Raw genomic sequence first — 24,062 nt, 5'->3', positions numbered from 1 at the left:
TGGTGTCAGCGAACCTGGTTGATCAGCGCGGCGCCCTGCGTGGCCACGCGCTCGCCGGGCTGAAGGCCCGAAGTGACGGCCACGCGCACGCCGTCCAGCGGCGCCACGGTGACCGGGCGTGGCGCGAAGTGCTCGGGCTGCGTCTTGACCCAGACGATGGCCTGGTTGGCGGCGTTCTTCATCACCGCCGATTGCGGCACGGCGATGGCCTCCACCGTGCTGCGGCTGTGCACCTGCACGCGCAGCGGCTGGCCCACGGCCAGAGAAGCCAGCGCGTCGGCCTGCGCGCCGAAGGACAGCGGCAGCGCCTGCTCGCGCAGGCTGCGCGCGGCGCCGATGAAGCGCAGCGGCACGCGCGTGCCGCCCACGGCGACGCTCGCGCCCGCGATGTCGGCCGGCAGCGCGGGGTCATAGGCCAGCGCCTCGATGCGCAGGCGCTGCGGATCCACGATCTCGAAAAGGGTCTCTCGCGCATCCACCACCTGGCCGGCCACCACGGCCGACGAGGCGAGCACGCCCGACACCGGCGCCACCAGCGGGTCGCGGCCCGACAGGCCCGCGCCGATGGCCTGGGCGCGTTCGCGCGCGCTCGCGGCCTCGCTTTCGGCGGCCTCGATGTCCTTGCGCGGGATGGTGTCGCTGAGCGCGCGCAGGCGCGCCACGCGCTTTTCGGCCAGCTGCTGCGCCGCGCGCAGCTCGGCCAGCTGCGCGGCCTGCGAGGCCCGCTCCAGCGGCGGGGCCGCCGGCTGCACCCAGGCCAGCACCTCCCCCTTGCGCACGGCCTGGCCGGGCTCGGGCAGGCCGCGCGGGCCTGCCTGCACGCGCCCGGCCACCAGCGCCTGCACGCGGCCGCCGCTTTGCGGGTCCATCACCACGCGGCCATCAAGCTCGATGCTGCGCGGATGCTGGCCGCGTTCGGCCAGCACGGTGCGCACGCCCAACTGGCGCTGGGCCGGCTTGGGCAGGAACACGCTGCCATCGGGCAGGCGCTGCGGGCCGTTGCTGCTGGCGGCAGCAGGGGCATCGCCATGGTCGTGCCCCGGGCCGGCGAAGGCGGGTGCGGCGAGCATCACCAGGGCAATGCCAAGCGCCGCGGTGGTTCTCCCGCTCCCCGGCGGGCAGAGGAGCCAATCCAGATTCAGGCCTTTCATGCGCGCGCTCCTTCGACGGAGGCACTGCCCTTGCGCCGGCTCAGCGCCAGACCCAGCACCGCGACCAGCGCCAGCGCCCCCGCAGCCCAAGGCCCGTAGCGGCGCCAGGCCGGCATGGCGGCAGGGTCCGCATGCGCGGCCTGCTCGATGTGCAGATCGCCGGCCAGCAGGTCGGCCTCCTGGCCCAGGGCCAGCGTGGCCGTCACCGCCACGTCGCCCGCGGGCAGCGGTTGGGGCAGCATCACTTCGTACTCGCCGTTGCCGTGCGGCTGTGCGCTGTAGCGGGCCTCATCCAGTTGCAGTTCGATGCGTGCGTCGTTCACGGGCTCGTTGCTGGCGTGGCGGTCCAGGTAGATCGCCAGGCGCTGGCCCTGCAGCACGCCCACCAGCTCGAAGGCTTCGGATTCCAGCGCGAAGCGCGGCGGGGCCTGGCCGGTGGGCGCGGCCGGCGCGTCGTCGTGGCCTTCATGGGCCAGGGCCGGCGGCGTGAGCAGCGCGCCGCACAGGGCCAGCGCGGCGACGGGTCGAAGGACATTCATGGATACGGGGCGGAGGGAAAGGAAGGAGGAGACAGCGTGGGCCATGGACTACCTTCTCAGGGCAGCAGGCCCAGCGACTGGCGCCATTGCGAGATCGCGCTGGCCAGCTCCAGCCGCGCGGCGGCTTGCTGGCGCGCGGCCTCGACGGCTTCGTGGTGGGTGCGCAGGCGGGTGGGCAGGTCCGACTCGCCGAGGCGGAAGGACCTGTCGATCAGCTCGCGCGTCTGCTCGGCCAGGTGCGCGCGCTGCCGGGCCGCGGCCAGCCGCACGCGCATGGCCGCCACGCGGGCCTTCAGGCTGTGCTGCTCGGTGGCCAGGCCCAGCCGGGCCTGTTCCAACTGCGCCTCGAGTTCGAGCGCCTCGGCCTGGGCGCTGGCCCACTGGGCTTCCTGGCGCGCCGACTGGCCGAAGGGCAGGCGCAGGCCGATGTTGAGCGCGTAGCGGCCGCGCTCGCCAAAGCTGCCGCGCTCGCGCGTGGTGCCCAGCGTGATCTCGGGGTTGCCCGCGCCCTGGCGCTGCGTCAGCGCGGCGCTGGCCTGGGCGACGGCCAGGCGCTGCGCCAGCTCGGCGCCCCTGGGGTGGCTGTCGAAGGCGGCCGCGGCTTCGGCGGCGGGCTCGGCCTCGGGCTGCAGGGCGGCATCGGCCGCTGCCGGCTGGCCCGCCACGGCCTGCCAGCGCTGGGCGGCCTCGACCTGGGCCTGCGCGGCTTCGGCCTGCGTCGCGCGCGCGGCGGCAACGCTGCCTTGCGCCTGCAGCAGGTCGCTGCGGGCCAGCTCGCCGGCCTGCATGCGCCGCTCCACGTCGGCGGCCAGTTGCTCGGCAAGCTGCAACTGCTGGTCGGCCAACTGGTGGTTCAGCCGCGCCTGGGCCAGCGGCCACCAGGCTTCGCGCAGCCGGCCGGCCAGTTGCAGGCGGGCCAGATCGGCGCGGCGCTCGAGGGCTTGGGCTTGCGCTTCGGCCAGCGCGCGGCTGCTGCTGCGCTCGCCCGGCCGCCACAGCGCGATGGCGATGCCGGCTTCCCATTCGCGCTGGCCTTCGTTGCTGTTGAGCCGGTCGCTGGTGTGGGCCAGCTCCAGCGCCATGGGCGCGGGCGTCCAGGTGTCGGCGGCGCGCTGCGTGGCCTGGGCGGCCACCCGGCGTTGGGCGAGGGCGCGGGCCTCGGGCTGCTGCTGCCAGGCGGCGTCGAAGGCGTCCTTCAGCGAGGTGCTGGCGGTCGGCGGGGCTGCTGCTGCAACGGCCGGTGCCGCGGCGGCGGGGGCCTGTGCCTGTGCGCCTGCGGGCGGCGCGAGCAGGAGGCCCAGCACGGCCGGCGCGCAGGCCAGAAGGGCGAAGCGTGAAAGCTGCATGGGTGCGACGGGCGGCGGCGGCCAGGCCACCGGCGCCCTGAATGGGATGCACACATGCTAGGAAGGCAGATCGCCGGCTGGATCACGCCAGGATTACATCCTTGTCATTTTTGGCGCGAGGGCGGATGCGCCAGGTGCAGCCCGATGCGCGTGAGGCCGAGCGCGCTGCTGGCGAAGGTGCGCCCGTCGTGCATGCGCGCGATGGCCGCCACGATGGCCAGCCCCAGGCCGTGGTGCTGCGAGGAGCCCGTGCGCGCCGCGTCGGCGCGGAAGAAGCGCTCGAAGATGCGCTCCAGCGTGCCCGGCGCGATGACGGGGCCGCGGTTCTGCACGCTGATGCTCACGCCGCTGGCGGCAGGCTCGATGCTGACCACCAGCGTGCTGCCCGGCTCGGCGTGGCGCACCGCATTGCTCATCAGGTTGGAGATCGCGCGCCGCAGCAGCCCGGTGTCCACCGCCAACTGGGCGTCGCCGCGCACGTCCAGGCTCAGCGCCTTGGCCTCCAGCTCGGGCTCGTGGAACTCGGCCACCGCCTGCACCTGCTCGGCCAGGCTGCAGGGGGCCGAGCGCCGCGCCTTCGCGCCGCGGTCGGCCTGCGACAGAAAGAGCATGTCGGCCATGATGGCGGACATGCGCCGCACTTCCTCCAGGCACGAGCCCAGCGCCTCGCGCAGCGCCTGTTCGCTGCGGCTGCGGCCCAGCTCCACCTCCACCTGCGCGATCATGTTCGACAGCGGCGTGCGCAGCTCGTGCGCCAGGTCGGCGTTGAAGGCCTCGAGCTGGGCGTAGGCGCCCTCGGCGCGTTGCAGCAGCGCATTGAACTGCTCGATCCACGGCTGCAGCTCGGCGGCATAGGCCCCGGCGGCGATGCGCCGGCCCGGCCGGTCGGGGCCGACCTCCGCGGTCTCCGCCGCCAGCAGCTTGAGCGGCGCCAAGCTGCGCCGCACCAGCCAGAAGCCCGTGAGCGAGACCAGCAGCGAGCCCAGCGCCGCCGTGACTATGAGCGTGTAGCCCAGACGTTCGCGCATCAGGTCGTCGCGGCCCACATCGAGGGCCATGCGCGCCTTCAGCGGCTGGCCCTGCACCGTCAGCTCGCCCTCGGGCGCGTCGCGCCAGACCCAGCGCGTGGGGCCGGTGGTGGCCGGCTGGTGGGCGAAGAAGGGCTGGTCGCTGAGCGTCAGCTCGATGGCCAGGTCGGGGTGGCTGGCGAAGATGTCGCGCAGCTTGTGCTGCACGTCGTCTTCGTCATCGGTGACCGTGCCGTGGCTGCCGTCGCCAATGGCGTGGCGCACCATCTCGTAGTGCTGGCGGTATTCGTCCTCGTGCTTGGCCGCCAGGCCCCAGCTGATGGCCGCATAGATGCCCGCGCAGACCACGCTCAGGCCCACCAGCGTCTGGACGGCCAGCCAGCGCGACAGCGAAGCCTGGATGGAGCCCGCGCTGACTGGGGCACCTTCGCGCTGACGCGCTGCGGTGCGAGCGCCTTCGGGCGGCCGGGTGGCGCTCATCGCCCTGCCGGGTCGCGGCACTCCAGCACGTAGCCCATGCCGCGCACCGTGTGCAGCAGCTTCACCTCGAAGGGGTCGTCCAGCTTGGCGCGCAGGCGCCGCACCGTCACCTCGACCACATTGGTTTCGGAGTCGAAGCTCATGCCCCACACCTGATCGGCCAGCACCGCGCGCGACAGGATCTGGCCCTGGCGCCGCAGCAGCAGCGACAGCAGCGCGAATTCCTTGGCCGTCAGGTCCAGGCGCCGGCCGCCGCGCTGCACGCGCCGCATGGTCTGGTCCAGCTGCAGGTCGGCCAGGGCATAGCGCGTGGCGTCCTGCAGCGGACTGCGGCGCAGCAGGGCGCGCACGCGGGCCAGCAGTTCGGAGAAGGAAAAGGGCTTGGCCAGGTAGTCGTCGGCCCCGCTTTCCAGGCCCTGCACGCGGTCTTCCACCGCGTCCCGGGCCGTGAGCATGAGCACGGGAACGCGCACGCCGGCGCGGCGCAGGCCCCTGACGAAATCGAAGCCGCCCATGCCGGGCAGCATCACGTCGAGCACGATGGCGTCGTAGTTGCCGCTGCGGGCCATCTCGAAACCCACGGCGCCGTCGCGCTCCAGATTCACGTTGAAGCCGCTTTCGCTCAGGCCCTTGCGCAGGTAGTCGCCCAGCTTCTGTTCATCTTCTACAACCAGCAGGTACATGCGGCGATGGTAGTGGTGTGCGCAGGCTCAAGGCGCACGCGGCGCGGCGGCCGCTGGCGGCGCGGCCATGGCCTGGCGGCCTTCGTTCAGCGCGCGAAAGGCCTGCAGCGCGCGCTCGTAGCTGGGGCCGCGGCTGTCTGCGCCGATCTCGCCGTAGGCCATCTGGCCCAGGCCCGACTGCGTCCAGGCCACGGCCTCGGCATGCACCTGGGCGCGGGTGAGCGGGGTTGCGGTGCCGCCGCTGCCGGCCGGCGCGCCGCCGGCGGCCATGGCGGGCGCCACGGCTGCGGCCAGGGCCAGCGAAGCAAGAAGGCGGGACAGACGGGGGGATGCAGAAGGGTGCATGGTCGTTCCTTGGCGGAGGGTGGTGAAACAGAGCTGTGCTGCTCTGCGTCCCACTGTAGAAAGCCAGACCCACAGACAGGCTTCAGGCCGATGACATGTCTGTCATGCCGCGCAGGCGATCCGTTGGGGCGCCAGGCATGGTGCTGGATGCCCCCCTACACACGCGGATGATGCTTTGCCATTAGGCTCGCCGCTTCCAGATCATCATCATGCGCAAGGCGCATCGGGAAGAGGAAGGCATGCACAGGAACCCTTTGGGCAAGCAAGGGCAGACATTCATTGCGCGCGGCCGTCGGCTGGCCGCCTTGCTGACACTGGGGGCCGCCGCCACGGCGGCGCAGGCCCAGGGCGGCGCGGTGCAGGCCGATGCGGCCGCCGCCACCCAGGCGCCGGTGCCGGCGCGATCCACCCTGTGCGCCGGCGGATCGGCCCTGAGCCAGGGCCAGTGGACGGCCAACCTGCGCGTGGACAACGACCTGTTCGGCGGCAGCCAGCAGGACCAGGGCTACACCAACGGCGTGCTGCTCACGGTCGTCTCGCCCAACCTGGTCGACTACCTGAGCGACCCCTGCCTGCCGGCCATGGCGCGCGGGCTGAACCGCTACCTGAGCGGGCTGAGCCACGACGGTTTCGAGCAGCAGAACATGGTGTTCAGCTTCGGCCAGGGGCTGTTCACGCCGCAGGACATCTCGCGCAGCGACCTGATCCGCGACGACCGGCCCTACGCCGGCGCGCTGCTGCTGAGCGTGGGCTACAACGCGCGCAGCGGCGACGTGCTGCGCACCTCGCACCTGCGCCTGGGCATCGTCGGCCCCTCGGCCCTGGGCCGGCAGACGCAGAACGCCGTGCACAAGCTGATCGGCGACCAGCGCGCCAACGGCTGGGGCAACCAGCTGCGCGACGAGTTCGTGGTGCAGTTCGTGCACGAGCGCATGCAGCGCTGGGCGCCCGAGCATGACCGCAGCGGCTGGAGCTGGGACGCCATCGGCCACTGGGGGGGTGCGGTGGGCAACCTGCAGTCGTACCTGAACGCGGGCGTGGAACTGCGCTACGGCTGGCGCCTGCCCGACGACTTCGGCAGCACGCCGCTGCGCCCGGCGGGCGAGAACACGGCACCCACGCGCGGCCTGGGCAGCGTGGCCGGCAGCGGCTGGGCCGGCCATGCCTTCGTGACCACCGACCTGCGCCTGGTGTTCAACGACATCACGCTCAACGGCAACACCTTCAAGAACAGCCACAGCGTGGACATGCGCCATGCGGTGGCCGACCTGGGCTACGGCCTGGCACTGACCCACGGCCCGTGGAAGTTCGCCTTCGCGCGCTACCACCGCACGCGCGAGTTCCAGGGCCAGAAGCAGCTGCCGGTGTTCGGCAGCTTCACCATCAGCCGGCGCTTTTAAGCCGCAGCGCCTCAGCGGTGGCTCTGCCAGACCCGCGTCTGGCCGTTGGCCAACACCAGCAGCGTGTCGAAGGCGTCGCGCCGGCCGCCGTAGGCCGGGCCGTCCATGCCCGGTGAGCCGATGGGCATGCCCGGCACCGCCAGGCCGATGGCGCCGGCGGGCCGCTCCTTGAGCAGCCGCTGCACGTCGGCAGCCGGCACATGGCCTTCCAGCGCATAGCCGCCCACGAAGCCGGTGTGGCACGAGCCCAGCCGGGTGGGGATGCCGGCCCGCGCGCGGGCCGCGTTGTTGCCTTCGTCGTGCACGCGGGTGGCAAAGCCATGCCGGTTCAGGTGGCTGACCCAGTCGCCGCAGCAGCCGCAGCTTGGGTCCTTGAACACTTCCACGGTGGGCGCCGCGGCCAGCGCGAGGGTGGGAGCCAGTGCCCACAGCGGGGCGGCCAGGAGCAGGGTGCGTCGGGCGGATGAGGTCATGGTGCGCGCATTGTGGGCCGCCGCGCGCGACCGCGCCCCCGCAAATCCCCTCGTGGCGCTCAGCGTTCCAGGAAGTCCAGCAGCGCCGCGTTGAACGCCGGCGCGTGCGTGGCATTGAGCCCGTGCGGCGCCCCGGCGATCGTGACCAGTTCGCTGTGCGCGACGGCGCGGTGCGTGCGCAGGCCCGAGCCTTCGAGCGGCACGATCGCGTCGGCATCGCCATGGATGACCAGCGTGGGCACGGTGATCTGCTGCAGGTCTTCGCGGAAATCGGTGCGGCCGAAGGCGTCCATGCAGCCCAGCGTGGCGGCCTGGGCCGACTGGTGGCACTGGGCCAGTGCCTGGGCCCGCACCGGCTCGCTGACCAGCAACTGGCCATCGACCGAGAAGAAATCACGCGTGAACTGCTCGAAGAAGGCTTCGCGGTCGTCTTCCACGCCCTTCTTCATGGCTTTGGCCGCCTCGGGCGTCAGCGGGCCGTCGGGGTTGTCGGCGGTCTTGAGCATGGCTGGCGGCACGGCCGCGGCAAAGACCACGCTGCACAGCCGCGCCTCTCCATGGCGCGCCACGTAGCGCGCGACCTCGCCGCCGCCCATCGAGAAACCCACGAGCGTGACGTCTTCCAGGCCCAGGTCGTCCAGCACGCGCTCCAGGTCGTCGGCCAGGGTGTCGTAGTCGTAGCCGGCCGCGGGCTTGTCGGAGCGGCCGAAGCCGCGCCGGTCATACGCCACTACGCGAAAACCTGCTTCCTTGAGCGCCTGGGTCTGCGGCTCCCAGGCCAGCGCCGACAGCGGCCAGCCATGGATCAGCACCACGGGCCGGCCGGTGCCGCCGCTGTCGTCGATGTGCAGGTGCACCGGGTCGGGCGCGGCCGGCTCGGGCAGCACGCCGGTGCCGGTGGCCGCGGCGCCGATCGCGCCGGCCACGCCCCCCAAGGTGCCGCCCAGCACCACGCCGATGGGGCCGGCCACCACCATGCCCAGGCCGGCGCCTGCGGCCGCGCCCACCAGCGCGCTGCCGGTGCGCGGGCCGGGGCCGGGCTCGGCCGGCGGCGTGTGGGGCTCGCGCGCGTCGGCACCGGGCGAGGCCGGCACCGGGGGTTTGGAAGCGGGTGTGTCGTTCATGATGCGGCTCCTTGAGTGTTGTGGCGAGGATTGGCGCAGCCGCGCACGCAAGGGCGCACGAAAGCCGCCAGGGCTCTGGACCTTCGTTGTACCGGCACCGATTCGGACGCAGGCGCCATCCCGCCGAGCAAGCGCTTGTCGGACGCGGGCTACGGCCCGCGCCGCGGGCGGGCGGGAGTGCCGGCTGCCGCGTCCTAGAATCCGCGCCTTTTTCCCGGCAGCGCGCAATGGACATCGTCGTCAACGAAGAACTCAAGGCCTACATCGATCCGCTGACGCCCGATGAATACCAGGCACTGGAGCGCAGCCTGCTGGCTGAAGGCTGCCGCGATGCGCTGGTGCTGTGGGGCAACGTGCTGGTGGACGGCCACAACCGCTACGGCATCTGCCGCAAGCACGGCCTGCCCTTCCAGACGGTGCAGAACACGCGCTTCCAGTCCATGGAAGACGTGCACCTGTGGATGATCGACCAGCACCTGGGCCGGCGCAGCCTGAGCGACTTCCAGCGCGGCGTGCTGGCGCTGCGCAAGCGCGAGATCGTGGCCGAGCGCCATGCGCGCCAGGCCCCGCCGCCCGCACCGGCCGCCGACGCCGCCGCGCCTGCCGCGGCCGACGCGCCCGTGGCCGCACCCGCGCCCTCGGCCGAGGAGGCCCTGAGCACGCGCGAAGCCCTGGCCCGCGCGGCGCGGCTGCGCAGCAACCAGGTGCAGCTGATCGAGAAGATCCAGCAAAGCGCCGCCCCCGAGGTGGTGGAGGCCGTGAAGGCCGGCACGCTGTCGCTGAGCGCCGCCGCGGCCGTGGCCACGCTGCCCGCCGAAGAGCAGGTGGCCGCCGCCACCGCGGGCAAGGACGAACTCAAGCAGGCCGCCAAGCGCGTGCGCGAGGCCAAGCGCAAGCCGCCGCGCGACAAGGCCGAAGCCGCCGAGGGCGAGGAGGGCGCGCCCGCCGCCGCGGCCCCTTCCGAGAACGAGGAACTGCTGGCGCTGCGCAAGCGCACGGCCGAGCTGGAGACCGAGAACGCCCAGCTCAAGCGCGAGGTGGCCACCTTGCGCAAGCAGGTGCTGAACCTGCTCGGGCCGTCGTCTGCACCGGCCCAGGCGGACGAGCCCGCCGTGCCCGCGCAGGCCGACCCTAGCGATCCGCCGTTCTGAGCCTGAGCCGCGCGCGGGCGCCTCAGGCCGCTGCCGCTGCGGGCGGGGCGCCTTCGTCGCCGAAGTCCGCGTGCTCCAGCACGTACAGCCCCACATCCACACGGCCGGCGTTGAAGCCGGCCTCGCAGTAGCACAGGTAGTACTCCCACAGGCGGCGGAAGTCGCGGTCGAAGCCCAGCGCGCTGATCTGCGGCGCGGCGGCCAGAAAGCGGCGGCGCCATTCGGCCAGGGTCAGCGCATAGCTGGCGCCGAAGCGCTGCGATTCGCGCAGCACCAGGCCGGCACGCTCGGCCTGCTGGCGCAGGATGGTGGGCGTGGGCAGCATGCCTCCGGGGAAGATGCAGCGCTGGATGAAATCGGCGCCCTGGCGATAGCGCTCGAAATGCGCTTCGTCGATGGTGATGGCCTGCAGCACCACCTTGCCGCCGGGGCGCAGGCAGCGCTTGAGCGTGTCGAAGTAGGCCGGCCAGAAAGCCTCGCCCACGGCTTCGACCATCTCGATGGACACGATGCGGTCGTACTGGCCTTCGGTGTCGCGGTAGTCCTGCAGGCGCAGTTCCACCAGCGGCGAAACGCCGGCCATCACGGCGCGCTGGCGTGCATGCGCGAGCTGCTCGCGCGACAGCGTCAGGGCCGTCACGCGCGCCTGCCGCTGGCGGGCCAGCCGCACGGCCAGCGCGCCCCAGCCGCAGCCGATCTCCAACACCTGGCCGCCGTGCGGCGTGTCCATCAGCTGCAGGATGCGCTGCAGCCGCTCTTCCTGCGCCTGCTCCAGGCTCTGCCGGCTGTTGCGGTACAGCGCGCTCGAATAGAGCATCTGCCGGTCCAGCCACTGGGCGTAGAAATGGTTGCCCAGGTCGTAGTGGGCGGCGATGTTGTCGCGGCTGCCGCGCCGGGTGTTGGCGCGCAGCAGATGGCCCACGCGCGCCAGCACGCGGGCCCAGCGCTGCCCCTGCAGGCCGCTGCCGAAGGCGCTTTCGTTGGCCAGCGCGAAGTCCAGCAGCGTCACCAGCTCGGGCGTGTGCCAGTCGCCCAGGCCGTAGGCGCGCGCAAAGCCCAGATCGCCTTCACGCAGCAGCCGCCACAGGGCGCGCCAGCGCACGATGTGCAACTGCGCCTGCGGGCCAGGCAGCGGGCCTCTGGCCTCCAGTTGCCGGCCGTCGGGCAGCTGCACGGTCACGCAGCCATGCTGCACCCGGGACAGCAGCCGCTCCAGCAGGCGTTGCGCGGGACGATTCAGAAGAAAACCGGGCATCAGCGAAAAAATCCGGGGCTTCCCGGCGCCCCGGGCATCGGCCCTGCCGGGCATGGTGGCGGGGAGGGAGGACAGGGAACTTGTGTTCATGGCGGCGGTGGGTGGCGGACGATGGACACGGCCTGCGCCGGGGCCGGCGGCAGGCGGTGGATGCGCAGGCCCTTGAGCCACAGCTGCAGCGCTTCCCAGTGGATGGCGCCCACCACCTTGAGCGTGAGCAGCGGATGGCTGAAGAAGGCGCGCAGCAGCGCACGGTCTGACAGCGGGCGGCGCCGCGCATCGAGCGTGGCCACCAGCACGGCGCCCTGCGCGTCCCGCACCTGGATGCCCACGTGCAGCGCGTCGGCCGGCGGGCGCACCTCGAAGCGGTACTGCAGCGCCAGATCGAGGAAGGGCGAGACGTGGAAGCCCTTGTCGCACTGCTGCACCACGGCCTGGCCCGGCGGCTGCCCGGGCGGCACGGCAATCAGGTAGCTGTGCCGCTGGCCGAAGGTGTTGTTGACCTCGTAGAGGATGGCCTGCAGCGCGGCGCTGCCAGGCGCATGGCAGAAGTAGACCGACAGCGGGTTGAAGGCATAGCCCAGGATGCGCGGCATGGTCAGCAGCCGGATCGCGCCGCCCGCGTGCAGCCCGGCCGCCTGCAGTTGCCGCTCCACATGGGCGCGCGGCCCCTCGGGCTCGCCCGCGCCGTGGTCGCGCTGGTGGATGCTGAACAGATTGAAGCCGTCCACCGACAGCCAGCGCAGCCGCTGGTGCAGCGCGGGCAGCTCCTCCAGGTCGACCAGCAGCGAGAACACGCGGTAGCTCAGCCGGTGGCGCCGGGGCCGCAGGCGCTGGTGCATCACCCGGCCCGCATAGAGCGCGCTGGCGCCGGCCGGGGCGGGGCTGTGCGGCGCATCCAGGCTCATGCGCGGGCCTCCGGCGCGGGCAGGGCCGGGGCGGCGCTGCCGCCCAGGTGGATGCGCCCCGACTCCCGCGCCACCTGCCACGGGCGCCGCACCTGGCCCAGGGCCTCGGCCACGGCCAGGCCGCTCTGCAGGCCGTCTTCATGGAAGCCGGCGCCGAAGTAGGCGCCGCAGAACCAGGTGCGCTGGCGGCCCTGCAGGGACCACAGCTCGCGCTGCGCGCGCAGCGCCGCGGCGTCGAACAGCGGGTGCTCCCAGGTCTGCGTGCGGATCACGTGCGCCGCGCGCGGCGCCAGCCGGGGGTTGAGCGTGAGGAACAGCGCCCGCTCGGGCGGCAGCGGCTGCAGCCGGTTCATCCAGTAGCTCACACAGGGTGGGCCGGCCTGCGCGCCGGCCTGGGCCAGGTAGTTCCAGCTCGCCCAGACGGCGCGGCGGCGGGGCATCAGGGCCGGGTCGCTGTGCAGCACGGCTTCGTTGCGGCTGTAGCCAAAGGCGCCCAGCAGGCGGCGCTCCTGCGCGCTGGCATCGGGCAGCAGGCGCAGCGCCTGGTCGGCATGGCAGGCCAGCACCACGGCGTCGAAAGTGTCGGGGTGCCAGCCCGCGGCGGTGCGCACGCGCGTGCCCCGGGCGTCGCGCTGCACCTCCTGAACGGCGCTGTTCAGGTGCAGGCGATGCGCAAAACCGGCGCTGAGCTTGCGCACGTATTCGCGGCTGCCACCCACCACAGTGCGCCACTGGGGCCGGCCGCTGAGCTGCAGCAGGTGGTGGTTCTCGCAGAAGCGCACGAAGGCTTCGGTGGGGTAGCGTCCGATGTCGCCCACGCCGGTGGACCAGATGGCCGCCGCCATCGGGTAGAGGTGGTCTTCGCGGAAGGCGCGGCCGTAGCCGCGGCGGTCCAGGTAGGCGTCCAGCGCTTCCATGCCGGCTTCGGCGGCGTCGCGCGGCGCTTCGCGATAGAAGCGCAGCAGCTCGGCCAGCATGCGCCAGAAGCGCGGCCGCAGCAGGTTGCTGCGCTGTGCGAACAGGCCGTTGAGGTTGGTGCCCGCGTACTCGAGCCGGCCCTGGTCCAGGCTCACGGCGAAAGACATGTCGCTGCCACGCGTGGCCACGCCCAGGTGCGCGAACAGCGCCGTGAGGTTGGGGTAGGCCGGTTCGTTGTAGACGATGAAGCCGGTGTCCACGGGCAGCGCGCCGGTGGCTGCCGCGGCGTGGGGCACGTCCACCGTGTGGCTGTGGCCGCCCGGGCGGCCCTCGGCCTCGAACACGGTCACGCTGTGGCGCTGCGACAGCAGCCAGGCGGTCGACAGCCCCGAGATGCCGCCGCCCACCACCGCCACGTGCAGCGGGCCCTGGCCGGGCTGGGGCGGCTGCGGGGCATTCCCGGTGGGCGAGGAGTCGAAACGCATGGAGGTCCTTGAAGCCGGCGCTGTGTGGCCCGCCCTTGTACGCACGGCCGCGCGATTTGGATCTGCCGGCAGCGCCGGTTCAAGATGCCGCGCGCCGCGCGTGCAGGCCCTGGGCGCGCAGGCTCGGGTGATCCGGCGGCAGGGTGGCTGCGTAAGATGGGCATGGCTCTGCCATCCAATTCACTTTCATCGTCTGCAGCCTCACCGGCGCATGTGCCCGCCCGCCACTTGTCCATCGTGCCGCTTGCCCCTGTCCGCGCCGACGCGCCAAGCCCCGAGCAACTGGCGGCCTGGCTGCTGGCCGTGGCGCAGGCGCAGGACCGCGTGGCCTTCGGCCAGCTCTTCACGCATTTCGCGCCGCGCATCAAGTCTTACCTGATGCGCGGCGGCACGCCCGAGGACGTGGCCGAAGACCTGGCGCAGGAAGCGCTGGTCGCTCTCTGGCGCAAGGCCGCGTTGTTCGACCCGAGCCAGGCCGCCGTTTCGACCTGGATGTTCACCATCGCGCGCAACCTGCGCGTGGACCGCCACCGCCGCGCCAGCACCCAGGCCGAGCAGGATTCCGTGGAAATCGACCCCGACACGCTGGTGGACGACGCCCCGGCGCCCGGCGATCACCTGGACGCCATGCGCGAGCAGGCCCGCCTGCATGCGGCGCTGCGCGGCCTGCCGCCCGAGCAGGCCGAAGTGCTGCGCCTGTCGTACTACGAAGACCAGCCCCATGCCCGCATTGCGCAGCTGCTGGACATTCCGCTGGGCACGGTGAAGTCGCGCGTGCGCCTGGCCGTGGCCAACCTGCGGCGGCGGCTGCAGGCGCTGGAGGAGGCCAGCCAATGAGCCCGATGATGACCCCCGACGTGCAGCACCATCCTGCCGACGATCTGCTGCTGGCCCAGGCCGGCGGCCAGTTGCCCATGGGGGCCGCCCTGCTGGTGGCCAGCCATGCGGAAGTCTGCGCGCAGTGCGCCGAGCGCCTGCGCCAGCTGCAGGCCCTGGGCGGCGTGCTGCTTGAAGAGCTGCCGGCTGCTTCGATGCAGCCCGACGCCCTGGCCCGCGCCCTGGCCGCCATCGACGCGCCCGCACCCGTGGCCGCAAAGCCCCCCGCACGCGGCCTGCCGCCGCTGCCCGCCGGCGCCAGCTGGCCGCGCGCGATGGCCGGCTGCACCGCCACGCGCTGGCGCTGGATCGGCCCCGGCATGTACTTCAGCCGGGTGCAGGTGCCGGCCGACCCGGCGGCCAACGTGTTCCTGCTGCGCATCGGCGCGGGCAAGTACCTGCCCCGCCACTCGCACAGCGACTGGGAGATGACGCAGATCCTGCATGGCAGCTTCCACGACGGCCGGGCCCACTTCGGCCCGGGCGACTTCGACGTGGCTGATGGCGAAGTGCATCACCAGCCCGTGGTGCAGGCCGGCAGCGAATGCATCTGCCTGGCGGCCGTGCAGGGGCGCGTGCTCTTTGAAGGTTTTATTGCGCGCAGGTTGGGGGCGTTGGTGGGGATGTAGGGGGGGCGGGTGAAGACTGTGAGCAGCCGGTCGCGCATGCCCGTGTAAAGGACTGCTTTGGTCGAGAGCGGAAGCACCGATAGCTTGCTGGCATCAACGAAGACCTGCTTAAGGGCTCGGTCCTAAATTTTTGACCGATGAGTAAACTCGATGCAATTGGCCATGAGCTGAGCGGCAAACGGGAAGGTTCCAGATTTGCGACTATGCCAGATTGTGAGGCTCGTCCTTGATCGCCTGCTGGAAAGCGCGGATGAGGGGTAGCCGGGGATAGTAGGACTCGACAGCCATCCCGAAAAAACCTTCCTGGGCGACGTGCCGCCCGTCACCTGCGGGAAGCATCCCTTGTTCGACCAGCCTCGCCTCCTTCTTGAAGATGAGGTCAACGAGCTTCCTACCGCGCTGCGTAAGGGGGGCCACGAAATTAGGTTGCATTTCTCGGTCGACCCAATCAATTAGGCAGTCCGCATAGTCAATCTGTGCGAGGTTCTGGGCCTGAAGGAATTTGACGAAACCAAAGACGAATTGGTGTTCGGTGTCGCCCATCCCCATGCCGAACTCAAATTCGCTGGCGGCGAGGTTGAACTCTACCGCGTTCGTGACGAGATCCATCCCGTAGTAAAGGCTGCGGCAGATATTCGTGAGCCCTTGAACGAACATGTCGAAGTAGCTCAGGGGGAAAGATGCTTCTTGCGACTGGGTTTGCAGCAGCACGATGAGGACTTCATTCAGATCCGAGATGAATGGTTGCTCCTGCAAGCCGGCATTACGGAAGAGCGCGAACACGTCAGTCTCGTCTAGGTCGTTGCGCCGCGGGATCTCGATGTATGCACTCTCCGTGCCTGGCGTTCGTAGCACCTGGCGGGCATCCGTCCAATAGCTCTTATTGCTATCCGGATCATGAATCACCAGCAGCACAGGTAGTGGATACGACTCCCAATACCTCTTGTGCTTATCTTCAGGATAGAACTTCCACCCCTCAGCCGTGGCGTGCTTGAAATAGGATGGCCCGGCCTTCACCTGCACTCCCACGATCCTGCCTGTCGCAAAACCCTCCGGAGTGACGAATTCTAGGTTGCCGTCGATGCCGACATCTCCGGTGCCCGTCTCGCGCCAGATTTGGCCTCGCTTCGCCGCATGCATTTGCAACGCAGCGATGCCAAGGCGTTCCTGCGCATAGGCTCTTCCAGCTTTCGGTAAGTCCATCGTTTCCCCAGCGCCTGATTCTCTGAGATCTAACCTTCTTCTGGCTCTCGGCAGTTCACACATTGTTGGGCAGCATTCGTGCATGCCCAATATAGCGCAGGTTCTCTTGGAAGAGATCGCCCTCTTGGCCCGCAAGGAGCTGCGAGCGAATACCGACTCGCTCGGGCGCGCCGTCGCCAACTACCGTTCCGAAATCGTGGCATCGGGGCGACGGGTGGATCAATTGAAGCGCCAGGCCAAACGAGCCGCCAAGGCTTCAAAGGTGGCGCGGCTGGAAGCGCGCCCGCTGCTGGAGAACCCCGATGGCGCCCCGCGGGTTTTGCCTAGCAACGCAAGCGTCTCTGCTTGTTTTCAGCGGACTTCGGCAAACTTCTGGGCGTGTCTGCGTAGACGGTCTACAAGTGTGAAGGTGGTAGCTGCCGCCAGGATGACGACCTGTCTGCCATTCCGCTTTACGAAAGATAGGAAGGCGGGAAGCCATGGAGCGGCTCGAAGCGCTGCGATAGCTGCAGGATAATTTCGTAACCATGGCGAACGACACGCAGCTCGAAGAAACCTGCTACATGTGCTCCGCTCTGGCGGTCTCGCGCGAGCATGTCCCGCCCAAATGCCTGTTTCCCGAATCGAAGGACATTGGGGGGCTGAACTTGCGCAAGGAGCTGATCACCGTTCCGTCCTGTGCCGCCCACAACGCCGCCAAGTCCTGCGACGACGAGTTTCTAATGATGAGCTTGGCCGGCATCGTTGGCAACAATTCCATCGGCTACCGGCACTGGACTGGCAAGGTGGATCGGGCCCTTCGACGCAGTTCATACAGAGTGCTCAATAGCACGGTGCTCAAGCCTAGGCGAATCGAGCGCCTCGTACTCGACGGCAACCTTTTCATGGATGTGATCTGGGGCACGCCGGACGTTGCGAGGCTGTACAAATGCTTCGAACACATGCTGCGCGGGCTTTATTTTCATGACTTTGGCCGCCGCTTCGAGGGGGAAGTGCGGCTGATTCCAGGATTCATTAAGCACGAGCCGGGGCACGCCCACACTTGGCAGAAGCTCGTCGAGGCACGTTACCGGTATGAGGCGGATTCAATGCCTCGAACAGGCGGCAATCCCGAAGTGTTCTACTACCAGCGATTTCCCACCGACGAACGTGGGCTCATCGCCTACCGGCTGTGTCTTTATGGCGGTGTCGACGTCTACGCCTGCCTGATTCCAGCCGCGGTGCGGATGCCGGGAAGCTTGGTAGCTGAGCTGATCTCCGGCGGAATGAAGACGGTCATCACCGTAGGCGAGAAGGCCTTTACCTTCAACTGAACACTACTGCCTTTGCCGGGCGGTATTTGCAAGGAACTGAGGGGTGTGTATGGCAGAGAGCGACCACCAAGAGATGTTCGCCCAGCACCAAGCGCGTATGCGGGAGATTGAGCAGGACGAGCTGCGTGCGGCATCGACGCGAATTCAGGAATTCAAGGCCTACGCTCGTACGCGCGGTGTTCAGCTCTCAGACGCAGCCTTCAACTATTCGCCGCCACTTGGCGTGACAGCGTCTGCGCCTGGGGTATTGCGCTCGCTGCTGGACGTTCAACCCAATGGTCGGGATGGGCTCTACGGCTGGAATGAGCTCGCTAAAGTTCTCCGTCCAGGGCCTTCCGAAGGCTGTCTCAAAGGCCCGGACTTCATTGCCATGGCGCATCCTAGCTTCCGCCGGCAGATGCATCCGCATGGAAACTGGGCACCGCGGTTCATTGATCTCTTCTGGTCGTTCAACTCGCTAGGTCTTGATAAATCGGTCGCGCTCGACGAAGACAGGGTGCGTGTTGACCTGGATGGGATGGGGTACGGTGAATTCGACACTTGGTACGGACCACCGTTCAATGACGACATTGCGTCGATTGGGCTTGGGAACGTAAAACTCAGGCCACCGAGTGACTTGAGCCGAGTTCGCGTGGAGATGTTTTTTGCGAGCGCCTATTGCATCGACATCAAATGGTCGCAATCCGGCAATATCAAGACTTTCCAAGCTTTGGAGCTAAAGGATGAATCCGTCTTGACCTCACTCCGAGGCGTACCGCATCATCCGGCCCGCTACCTGCACGCTGAATTTGATCTGGCAAAAGGTGTGTTCAGGCATTTTGACGGCGCCATTCAGTATCTGACCTCGGCGGAGTATTTCGCGCGTCGCGACAGCGATTTCAACATGACCTACAAGCACACGTGGCACGTGAAGCCGACGTACCAGAAGGTCTTCAAACTGAACGGCACGATCACTACGAAGGAATGGGTCGAGTTGTCATCGCACTTCTTTGCTGCGAATCCGCTGATGTTCGAGTACTTCAATGGCGACTACCCGGGGCACATCTCCGACATCGTGGAGAAATTGCGCGCGCTTCCCGAGGAGCAATGGTAGAGCGAGTCGCCCCTTTTCGAGTCAAGAGCAGAATTCGAAAACGCTTGAGGCGAATTACGAGAAGCGCAGCCTTGCTGCATGCGCGGCCTTCAACACGCAGTCGAACCCCCTCTCCCCGTCCTAAAGTTGGAGCACCTCGTGGTTGGCCTTACAACGATGCAAATGCTATGAAGCAGGGCCAGCCAACACTACTGCAACCCTGGCAGAGCAGAGAAGTCAGCGGCCGCTGCGAGTGCCTACGTTTAGATTTCGAGTCTTCGTGAGATCGCCGCGCATTGAGCGTCGCTCGTGCACGACCTGCACGGCTTTCATCCGATCGAATCGGCGGCAGCCTCCTCGGGGGTTGTCTCAGGCTTCTACTACGCTTAGAAAGCAGTGCCCAACAGCCCAACCACGGGAGAAAAATGGCAGTAGCAAACCGTTCGAAACTCGTGCGTATCACTGTGCGTAACATCGGATGCATCGGCAACGACGGAGTTGAGATCGAACTCGACAACGTGGTCTGCTTAGTTGGCAAGAACAACGCCGGGAAGTCGACTATCCTGCGGGCCTACGAGCTTGCGAAGGGTTCGGTGCAGTTCAGCGAGTCGAAGGACCGGTGCCTGTTTGCCCCCGTTGAACACCCGTGCGAAGTGCAACTCGAGGTGCACATTCCGGAGGGCATCGGAAACGTCGACGCGAAATGGAAGACCGCGAAGGATGGCCTGCTGATCGTCAAGAGCCGCTGGCTGTGGGCTGCGCCGAGCTTCGAGAAAGTACGCACGACGTGGGATCCGACGGGTGGCCCCGATGGTCAAGGAAACTGGGCAGAGGACGGCAAGGCCGGCGGTGCTGATCCCGTGTTCGGCTCGAGATTGCCCCGACCCCTTCGCATCGGTTCGTTGGATGACGCAGCCAAAACTGAAGAAATGCTGCTCACGCTTGCTCTCGGTCCGCTGGTCGCAGGTCTTGAAAGAGAGCGCGTCAATCCAGAGTCCGAACTGTCCAAGGCGATCGACGGCGTTTCCCAACGGCTGAATGCGCTGAGCGGAGCGCATCAAGAGCACTTCAATGCAATCTCCGGTCGCGTCGCAGTTGGGTTTAAGGGCGTTTTTCCGCGGTTGGACGTCAAGCTGGCAGTCGGTGCCGGCCCGCTGGTCCCCAAGCTCAGTGAGCTAGTCAGGGCCGGCTCAAGCCTAAGGGTGCAGGACGGTGCGGCGGAAACTGCGCTTAGCCAACAAGGTACCGGAGCACGACGCGCACTTTTCTGGTCGATGCTGCAGGTCCACAACGAACTATCACGAGACAACGAGGTCAGGCTGGAGTTTCGAAAGCGGCTCGACAAGGATTTGACCGAGGCCGAGAGGAAAAAGGTGAAGGAAACCGCGAAGGCGAAGCCGAAGGACGAGGAGAATCAAGCGCTCGATGAAATCATTGCGACTCTGAAGGCCCAGCTCCAGGCGCATAACGAAGGTGCGCCTATCCCGGACAGCCCGGACGACCCAGCCTTCCCCGGGTACCTGCTGCTTATCGACGAGCCAGAGAACGCTCTACATCCAATGGCAGCGCGCGCAGCTCAGCGTCACCTGTACAAATTGGCGGAAAGCCCAGACTGGCAGGTCATCATGACTACGCACTCTCCTCATTTCGTCAATCCTTTTGAAGACCACACGACCATCGTTCGACTTGAGCGAGCCGGTGAGGGCGAGGCAGCGCCGATGGCGCCAAAGACTTATCGCTCTGATCAGATCGAGTTCGAGGGCGAGGACAAACAGCGTCTCCAAGCGCTGCAACATATCGATCCAAGCTTCTCCGAAGTGTTCTTCGGTTCCTATCCGATCCTTGTCGAGGGCGACACCGAGCACGCCGCGTTCATGTCATCGATCATCGAGCGGCAGCACGGGCTGATGGATCGCATCACCGTCATTCGCGCTCGCGGCAAGGCGATCTTGGTTCCGCTCGTCAAAGTCATGACTCACTTCAAGATCGACTTCGGAGTCATTCACGATGCGGACTCCCCGTTCAACAAGAACGGGCATAAGAACGGAATGTGGAACGAGAACGGGAAGATTCGCGAGGCCGTGCTGAAAGCGCGAGCAGCGGGGTTGGCTGCCCGACACAGGATCAGCGTTCCCGACTTCGAGCGTTTCCTGGGCGGCGAGGAGGAGTCCAAGGACAAGCCGCTGAACACCTACCTCGCCGTGGCAAAAAACGACGCCCTAGCGGGGCGGGTTCAGACGCTGATGACCGCCCTGCTGGAGTCAGCGCAGCACGAGCCCTTCCCCGACAACGCCCTTGTCGACGGCGACTATCTGGCCTGGCTGGGCGGACACGTCCAAGTGTGGGCGAAGGCAAACAACCTGGCCGACGACACTCGGTTCAAGGGAGCATAGACGGCAAGCCAAGACTCAGCAGGACAGCCCGGCCCTGGTGCATTGGCTCCAGCTCAGCCGGAGTGCTTGCGTCCGGCTATGCACGACTAGTACTGGTGAAATCATGGCTGCCACCGCGGCATCAATTGATCTCGCTGGCTGTCAGAACTGATGCTTGGTGTCCCCGCGAGACAGTGCATCGCGGACCGACCGCTGAATGGTTCGTCGGTATCCAAGAGCGGCCGCCGGCAGAGAGCCCGATCCGATCTTCGATGACTGCATTGCGCCGCAAAGCGTGAGTTCACGTGCGGGCGCCGACGGACGGAGATCGCTGCGAAGCAGCCGTTAGAACCCGTCAAGCAACCCGAACTTCACAGCACCCAGTAGCCAGCAGAGCGCCCCTGCAGCTACCTCCCCCGCTGGCCTCAAGCAACACCAGACGCAACGCCCCCTGGACAAAAAGCCCCAGGTCAATCCGTCCACTTCCCCCGCGCAGGCAAAGGGCGTCCAATCCCGGTTCAGGGCTGGGGCGTGTTCACCACGAACTGAGCCCCGCCATGGGAATCAAGCCGCACACCGCAGCGCTTCCCGCCAGCAAAAGCACTCAAAGAAAAGAGATGGATTGGGTCCCTATCGTCTTGATGACGTTCAAGGTTGCCGTGTTCGGCACATGCATGTTCTTCGCCATCAAGTGGCATCACGACCAAGGCAAGAAGGACAAGGAAGAAAAGAACCGGCACGGCAGCGCCAGCGCGAGCACCGGCACCCACACCCACACCCACACCCACAACAACACCAGCCAGGACGCGGCGCCCTGAGCGCCTGCTGATCCCGCTGCTGCCGCGCCGCCTCTGTGAGGGAAAAGAAGCACAAGAAGCTGCGCATCGCAGGCCACAGGCCGGGGCTCTATCTGCGCAGCAGCCCCTGCACCCAGGGCAGCAGCAGGCAGGTGGCCGCGGCCGTCAGCCCCGTGAGCACGGGGCCCCACAGCAGGTCGGCCAGGGTCACGCGCCAGGGCCAGTCGCGCAGGGTGGCGTGGTTGGTCAGCGAGAAGGTCGCATAGGCCACCAGGCCGAGCAGCGCGCCCAGCCCCAGGCCCGTGAGCACGGGGCGGCGGGCGTCCAGCGCCGGCGCAACGGCAAAGAAAAGAATGCCGGCCAGGTAGATCACATAGAACAGCGCCGCGGCGCCCCAGTGGGGCGACGCCGCCATCAGGTGGCCGATGCCGCCGCGGTACAGGCGCTCGGCCATGGTGCTGAGCCAGACGGCGTCCAGGGCCAGCAGCACCAGTGCGGCAAGGGGGTAGGCAATGGCGATCTGGAGCGGGGACATGGTGCGTCTGCCTTGCAGGTGTGTGGGATGAGAACGAGGCGGTGAGGATGAAGTGGACGGCTCAGTGCGCGCTGCGGCTGTCAGGCTTTGCCGCGCCCGGCTGGCGACGCGGGCCGGGCACGAAGGCCGGCGTGCGCGCCGCGTAGTCGCGGTAGGCGGGGCGGCGCTCTTCGATGTCCCGCTCGAGCAGGCGCACGCCCGACACGCGCAGCAGCAGCACGGTCATGAGCAGTGGGGAAACCAGGCCCCAGGCGGCGCCGGCACCCGCGCCCAGTGCGGCCAGGCCCAGGCCCCACCACACGCAGCATTCGCCAAAGTAATTGGGGTGGCGCGAGTTGCGCCACAGCCCCTGGTCCATCACCCGGCCCCGGTTGCCGGCCTGGGCCTTGAAGCGGGCCAGCTGCGCGTCGGCCACGGCTTCATAGAGCAGGCCGAACAGGGCCAGTGCCAGGCCCAGTGCGTCGAGCCAGCCCGCAGGCGCGCTGCTCTGGCCCGCGGCCAGGAAGGGGGCCGACACCACCCAGGCCAGCAGCGCCTGCAGGCCGAACACGCTCCACAGGCTGCGCAGGCCGAAGCGCGCGCCGTGCGCCTCGCGCATGGCCCGGTAGCGCCGGTCTTCGCCATGGCCCCGGTTGCGCCAGGTGATGAACAGGGCCAGGCGCAGGGCCCAGGCGCTGGCCAGCATCAGCATCAGCAGTTGCCGCAGCGGCGCGGCGGGCTGCATCAGCAGCGCATAGCTCCAGCCTGGCACCACGATCAGCAGCGGCCACAGCCGGTCGGCCAGGCTTGCATCGCGCTGCCACAGGCTCAGCAGCCAGGTCGGCAGCGCCATGGCCAGGGCCACCAGCAGGCCGGTGGCGGCCAGGGGCAGGAGCGAGTCGTGCGGCATCGTGGCGTGGGCCGGTGGTGCTCAGCGCGGCTCGAACAGGTAGTGGCTCACCCACCACTGCTGGCCGCCTGCGTGGCCGAACAGTTCCTCCACCGCCAGGAAGAACAGGCGCCAGCGCACCCACCAGAGCGCGGCCTGGTCGGCGCCGTAGGTGGCGACGAACAGCGGCTCGATCTGCGCGCGCTGCGCGTCCATGCGGGCCAGCCAGGCGGCGGCGGTGCGCTGGTAGTGGGTGCCGTCCCAGCGCCATTGCCGCAGCAGGCGCAGGTCGTCCTGGCAGCGCAGCGCCAGATCGTCGCTGGGCATCATGCCGCCGGTGAAGAAGTACTGGCTCATCCAGTCGCTGGCGTCGCGCGCCTCGAAGGGGTAGGCGGCCTCGCGGTGCGCGAACACGTGCATGAAGAACTGGCCTTGCGGCGCCAGCCAGCGCGCCACTTTGGCAAAGGCCTGCGGCCAGTTGCGCAGGTGCTCGAACATCTCGATCGAGACCACGCGGTCGAAACGCGCGGGGGTGTCGAAGTCATTGAAGTCGCAGGTCTGCACGCGCAGGTTGTGCAGCGCGCGCTGTGCTGCCTGCGCCTCGATGTAGGCGCGCTGCGAGTGCGAGTTGGAGAGCGCCAGGATCTCGCTGCGGGGGTAGTGCTGCGCCATCCACAGCGAGAGCGAGCCCCAGCCGCAGCCCAGTTCCAGCACGCGCTGGCCGTCGCGCAGGCTGGCGCGCTCGCAGCTCAGGGCCAGGGCCTCGGCTTCGGCCTCTTCGAGGGTTTGCACCTGCGCGCCCCAGTGGCAGGCGCTGTACTTGCGGTGCGGGCCCAGCACCTGGGCGAAGAACTCGGCCGGCAGTTCATAGTGCTGGGCATTGGCGGCCTCGGGGTGCAGGGCCAGCGGGGCTTCGCGCATCGTGGCCAGAAACTGTTCCGTCAGCGCTGCGCTGGCCTCGGCGTTGCCGCTGTGCAAGGAATGCAGGCGCTCGCGCAGCAACTGCCGGATGCCCGCGCGCAGCATCGGATCGGGCAGCCGGCCCTGCTCGGCCCAGCGCAAGGCGATGTTCAGCGCAAGGCGGGTGGGGGCGGGCGGGTTGTGCGACATG

The 24,062-nt window shown here is 68.6% G+C and carries 23 protein-coding genes; 8 read left to right on the top strand and 15 right to left on the bottom strand.

What is annotated here, in order from left to right; genetic code table 11:
- Positions 1–5: 5 nt before the first annotated feature.
- The 6 genes from PGB34_RS00860 to PGB34_RS00835 form a co-directional block, all read right to left on the bottom strand.
- The gene (locus tag PGB34_RS00860; RefSeq protein ID WP_271426176.1) at positions 6–1,070 is read right to left on the bottom strand and encodes an efflux RND transporter periplasmic adaptor subunit; all 1,065 of its coding nucleotides are present in this window, start codon (positions 1,068–1,070) and stop codon (positions 6–8) included.
- A 77-nt stretch (positions 1,071–1,147) separates the two neighbouring features.
- Positions 1,148–1,690 carry a hypothetical protein gene (locus tag PGB34_RS00855; RefSeq protein WP_271426175.1) on the bottom strand — a complete coding sequence of 181 codons (543 nt, stop codon included), beginning with the start codon at positions 1,688–1,690 and terminating at the stop codon, positions 1,148–1,150.
- A 56-nt stretch (positions 1,691–1,746) separates the two neighbouring features.
- Positions 1,747–3,036 carry a TolC family protein gene (locus PGB34_RS00850; protein ID WP_271426174.1) on the bottom strand — a complete coding sequence of 430 codons (1,290 nt, stop codon included), beginning with the start codon at positions 3,034–3,036 and terminating at the stop codon, positions 1,747–1,749.
- A 104-nt stretch (positions 3,037–3,140) separates the two neighbouring features.
- Positions 3,141–4,544, bottom strand: a complete 1,404-nt coding sequence (locus tag PGB34_RS00845; protein WP_271426173.1) for a heavy metal sensor histidine kinase — start codon at positions 4,542–4,544, stop codon at positions 3,141–3,143.
- Positions 4,541–5,227 carry a heavy metal response regulator transcription factor gene (locus PGB34_RS00840; RefSeq protein WP_271426172.1) on the bottom strand — a complete coding sequence of 229 codons (687 nt, stop codon included), beginning with the start codon at positions 5,225–5,227 and terminating at the stop codon, positions 4,541–4,543. The genes PGB34_RS00845 and PGB34_RS00840 overlap by 4 nt, the downstream gene beginning before the upstream one ends.
- A 27-nt stretch (positions 5,228–5,254) precedes the next feature.
- Entirely contained in the window at positions 5,255–5,572 is a 318-nt protein-coding gene (locus PGB34_RS00835) for a DUF4148 domain-containing protein (protein ID WP_271426171.1), read from the bottom strand.
- Positions 5,573–5,811: 239 nt separating this feature from the next.
- Here PGB34_RS00835 and PGB34_RS00830 point away from each other — a divergent pair, with 239 nt between their 5' ends.
- Positions 5,812–6,972 carry a lipid A deacylase LpxR family protein gene (locus PGB34_RS00830; RefSeq protein WP_271426170.1) on the top strand — a complete coding sequence of 387 codons (1,161 nt, stop codon included), beginning with the start codon at positions 5,812–5,814 and terminating at the stop codon, positions 6,970–6,972.
- Between the two features lie 11 nt (positions 6,973–6,983).
- Here PGB34_RS00830 and PGB34_RS00825 read toward each other — a convergent pair whose 3' ends face one another.
- Together PGB34_RS00825 and PGB34_RS00820 are read right to left on the bottom strand one after the other, a co-directional pair.
- Positions 6,984–7,445, bottom strand: a complete 462-nt coding sequence (locus PGB34_RS00825) for a DUF411 domain-containing protein (protein ID WP_271426169.1) — start codon at positions 7,443–7,445, stop codon at positions 6,984–6,986.
- A gap of 59 nt (positions 7,446–7,504) precedes the next feature.
- Positions 7,505–8,569 carry an alpha/beta fold hydrolase gene (locus PGB34_RS00820; protein WP_271426168.1) on the bottom strand — a complete coding sequence of 355 codons (1,065 nt, stop codon included), beginning with the start codon at positions 8,567–8,569 and terminating at the stop codon, positions 7,505–7,507.
- A 227-nt stretch (positions 8,570–8,796) separates the two neighbouring features.
- Between PGB34_RS00820 and PGB34_RS00815 the strand changes: the two genes are divergently transcribed.
- Positions 8,797–9,720 (top strand): ParB N-terminal domain-containing protein, encoded by a 924-nt coding sequence (locus tag PGB34_RS00815; protein WP_271426167.1) that lies wholly within the window; start codon positions 8,797–8,799, stop codon positions 9,718–9,720.
- Positions 9,721–9,742: 22 nt separating this feature from the next.
- On the opposite strand, the gene PGB34_RS00810 is transcribed toward PGB34_RS00815, so the two are convergent.
- From PGB34_RS00810 to PGB34_RS00800, 3 genes are all read right to left on the bottom strand, one after another.
- The gene (locus PGB34_RS00810) at positions 9,743–10,975 is read right to left on the bottom strand and encodes an SAM-dependent methyltransferase (RefSeq protein WP_271426166.1); all 1,233 of its coding nucleotides are present in this window, start codon (positions 10,973–10,975) and stop codon (positions 9,743–9,745) included.
- A gap of 86 nt (positions 10,976–11,061) precedes the next feature.
- Positions 11,062–11,883 (bottom strand): DUF1365 domain-containing protein, encoded by an 822-nt coding sequence (locus PGB34_RS00805; RefSeq protein WP_271426165.1) that lies wholly within the window; start codon positions 11,881–11,883, stop codon positions 11,062–11,064.
- Positions 11,880–13,286, bottom strand: coding sequence for an NAD(P)/FAD-dependent oxidoreductase (locus PGB34_RS00800; RefSeq protein WP_271426164.1), 1,407 nt, complete (start codon positions 13,284–13,286; stop codon positions 11,880–11,882). Before PGB34_RS00800 ends, PGB34_RS00805 begins: the two co-directional genes overlap by 4 nt.
- 237 nt (positions 13,287–13,523) lie before the next feature.
- Between PGB34_RS00800 and PGB34_RS00795 the strand changes: the two genes are divergently transcribed.
- Together PGB34_RS00795 and PGB34_RS00790 are read left to right on the top strand one after the other, a co-directional pair.
- Positions 13,524–14,123, top strand: a complete 600-nt coding sequence (locus PGB34_RS00795) for a sigma-70 family RNA polymerase sigma factor (protein WP_271426163.1) — start codon at positions 13,524–13,526, stop codon at positions 14,121–14,123.
- Positions 14,120–14,791 (top strand): ChrR family anti-sigma-E factor, encoded by a 672-nt coding sequence (locus PGB34_RS00790; protein WP_271426162.1) that lies wholly within the window; start codon positions 14,120–14,122, stop codon positions 14,789–14,791. Before PGB34_RS00795 ends, PGB34_RS00790 begins: the two co-directional genes overlap by 4 nt.
- A 201-nt stretch (positions 14,792–14,992) precedes the next feature.
- Here PGB34_RS00790 and PGB34_RS00785 read toward each other — a convergent pair whose 3' ends face one another.
- Complete coding sequence (locus PGB34_RS00785; RefSeq protein ID WP_271426161.1) at positions 14,993–15,994, bottom strand: DUF4365 domain-containing protein; 1,002 nt, start codon at positions 15,992–15,994, stop codon at positions 14,993–14,995.
- Between the two features lie 527 nt (positions 15,995–16,521).
- Here PGB34_RS00785 and PGB34_RS00780 point away from each other — a divergent pair.
- From PGB34_RS00780 to PGB34_RS00765, 4 genes are all read left to right on the top strand, one after another.
- The gene (locus tag PGB34_RS00780; protein WP_271426160.1) at positions 16,522–17,307 is read left to right on the top strand and encodes a hypothetical protein; all 786 of its coding nucleotides are present in this window, start codon (positions 16,522–16,524) and stop codon (positions 17,305–17,307) included.
- Between the two features lie 49 nt (positions 17,308–17,356).
- Entirely contained in the window at positions 17,357–18,400 is a 1,044-nt protein-coding gene (locus tag PGB34_RS00775) for a hypothetical protein (RefSeq protein ID WP_271426159.1), read from the top strand.
- A gap of 404 nt (positions 18,401–18,804) precedes the next feature.
- The gene (locus PGB34_RS00770; protein ID WP_271426158.1) at positions 18,805–20,772 is read left to right on the top strand and encodes an AAA family ATPase; all 1,968 of its coding nucleotides are present in this window, start codon (positions 18,805–18,807) and stop codon (positions 20,770–20,772) included.
- A 536-nt stretch (positions 20,773–21,308) separates the two neighbouring features.
- Positions 21,309–21,569, top strand: coding sequence for a hypothetical protein (locus tag PGB34_RS00765; protein WP_271426157.1), 261 nt, complete (start codon positions 21,309–21,311; stop codon positions 21,567–21,569).
- Positions 21,570–21,657: 88 nt separating this feature from the next.
- Here the strand turns inward: PGB34_RS00765 and PGB34_RS00760 are convergent, their stop codons facing one another.
- The 3 genes from PGB34_RS00760 to PGB34_RS00750 all read right to left on the bottom strand — a co-directional run bounded on the left by PGB34_RS00760 (position 21,658) and on the right by PGB34_RS00750 (position 24,061).
- Positions 21,658–22,083: a DUF2177 family protein gene (locus PGB34_RS00760; RefSeq protein ID WP_271426156.1), complete on the bottom strand. Its 426-nt coding sequence runs from the start codon at positions 22,081–22,083 to the stop codon at positions 21,658–21,660.
- 61 nt (positions 22,084–22,144) lie between these two features.
- Complete coding sequence (locus PGB34_RS00755; RefSeq protein WP_271426155.1) at positions 22,145–22,972, bottom strand: DUF1295 domain-containing protein; 828 nt, start codon at positions 22,970–22,972, stop codon at positions 22,145–22,147.
- A gap of 21 nt (positions 22,973–22,993) precedes the next feature.
- The gene (locus PGB34_RS00750; protein ID WP_271426154.1) at positions 22,994–24,061 is read right to left on the bottom strand and encodes an SAM-dependent methyltransferase; all 1,068 of its coding nucleotides are present in this window, start codon (positions 24,059–24,061) and stop codon (positions 22,994–22,996) included.
- Position 24,062 lies beyond the last annotated feature (1 nt).

It is taken from the genome of Xenophilus arseniciresistens (assembly GCF_028023875.1).
GTDB lineage: Bacteria > Pseudomonadota > Gammaproteobacteria > Burkholderiales > Burkholderiaceae_C > Xenophilus > Xenophilus arseniciresistens.
Note: the sequence above shows the minus strand (reverse complement) of the source record. Positions and strands in the feature narration are given on the sequence as shown.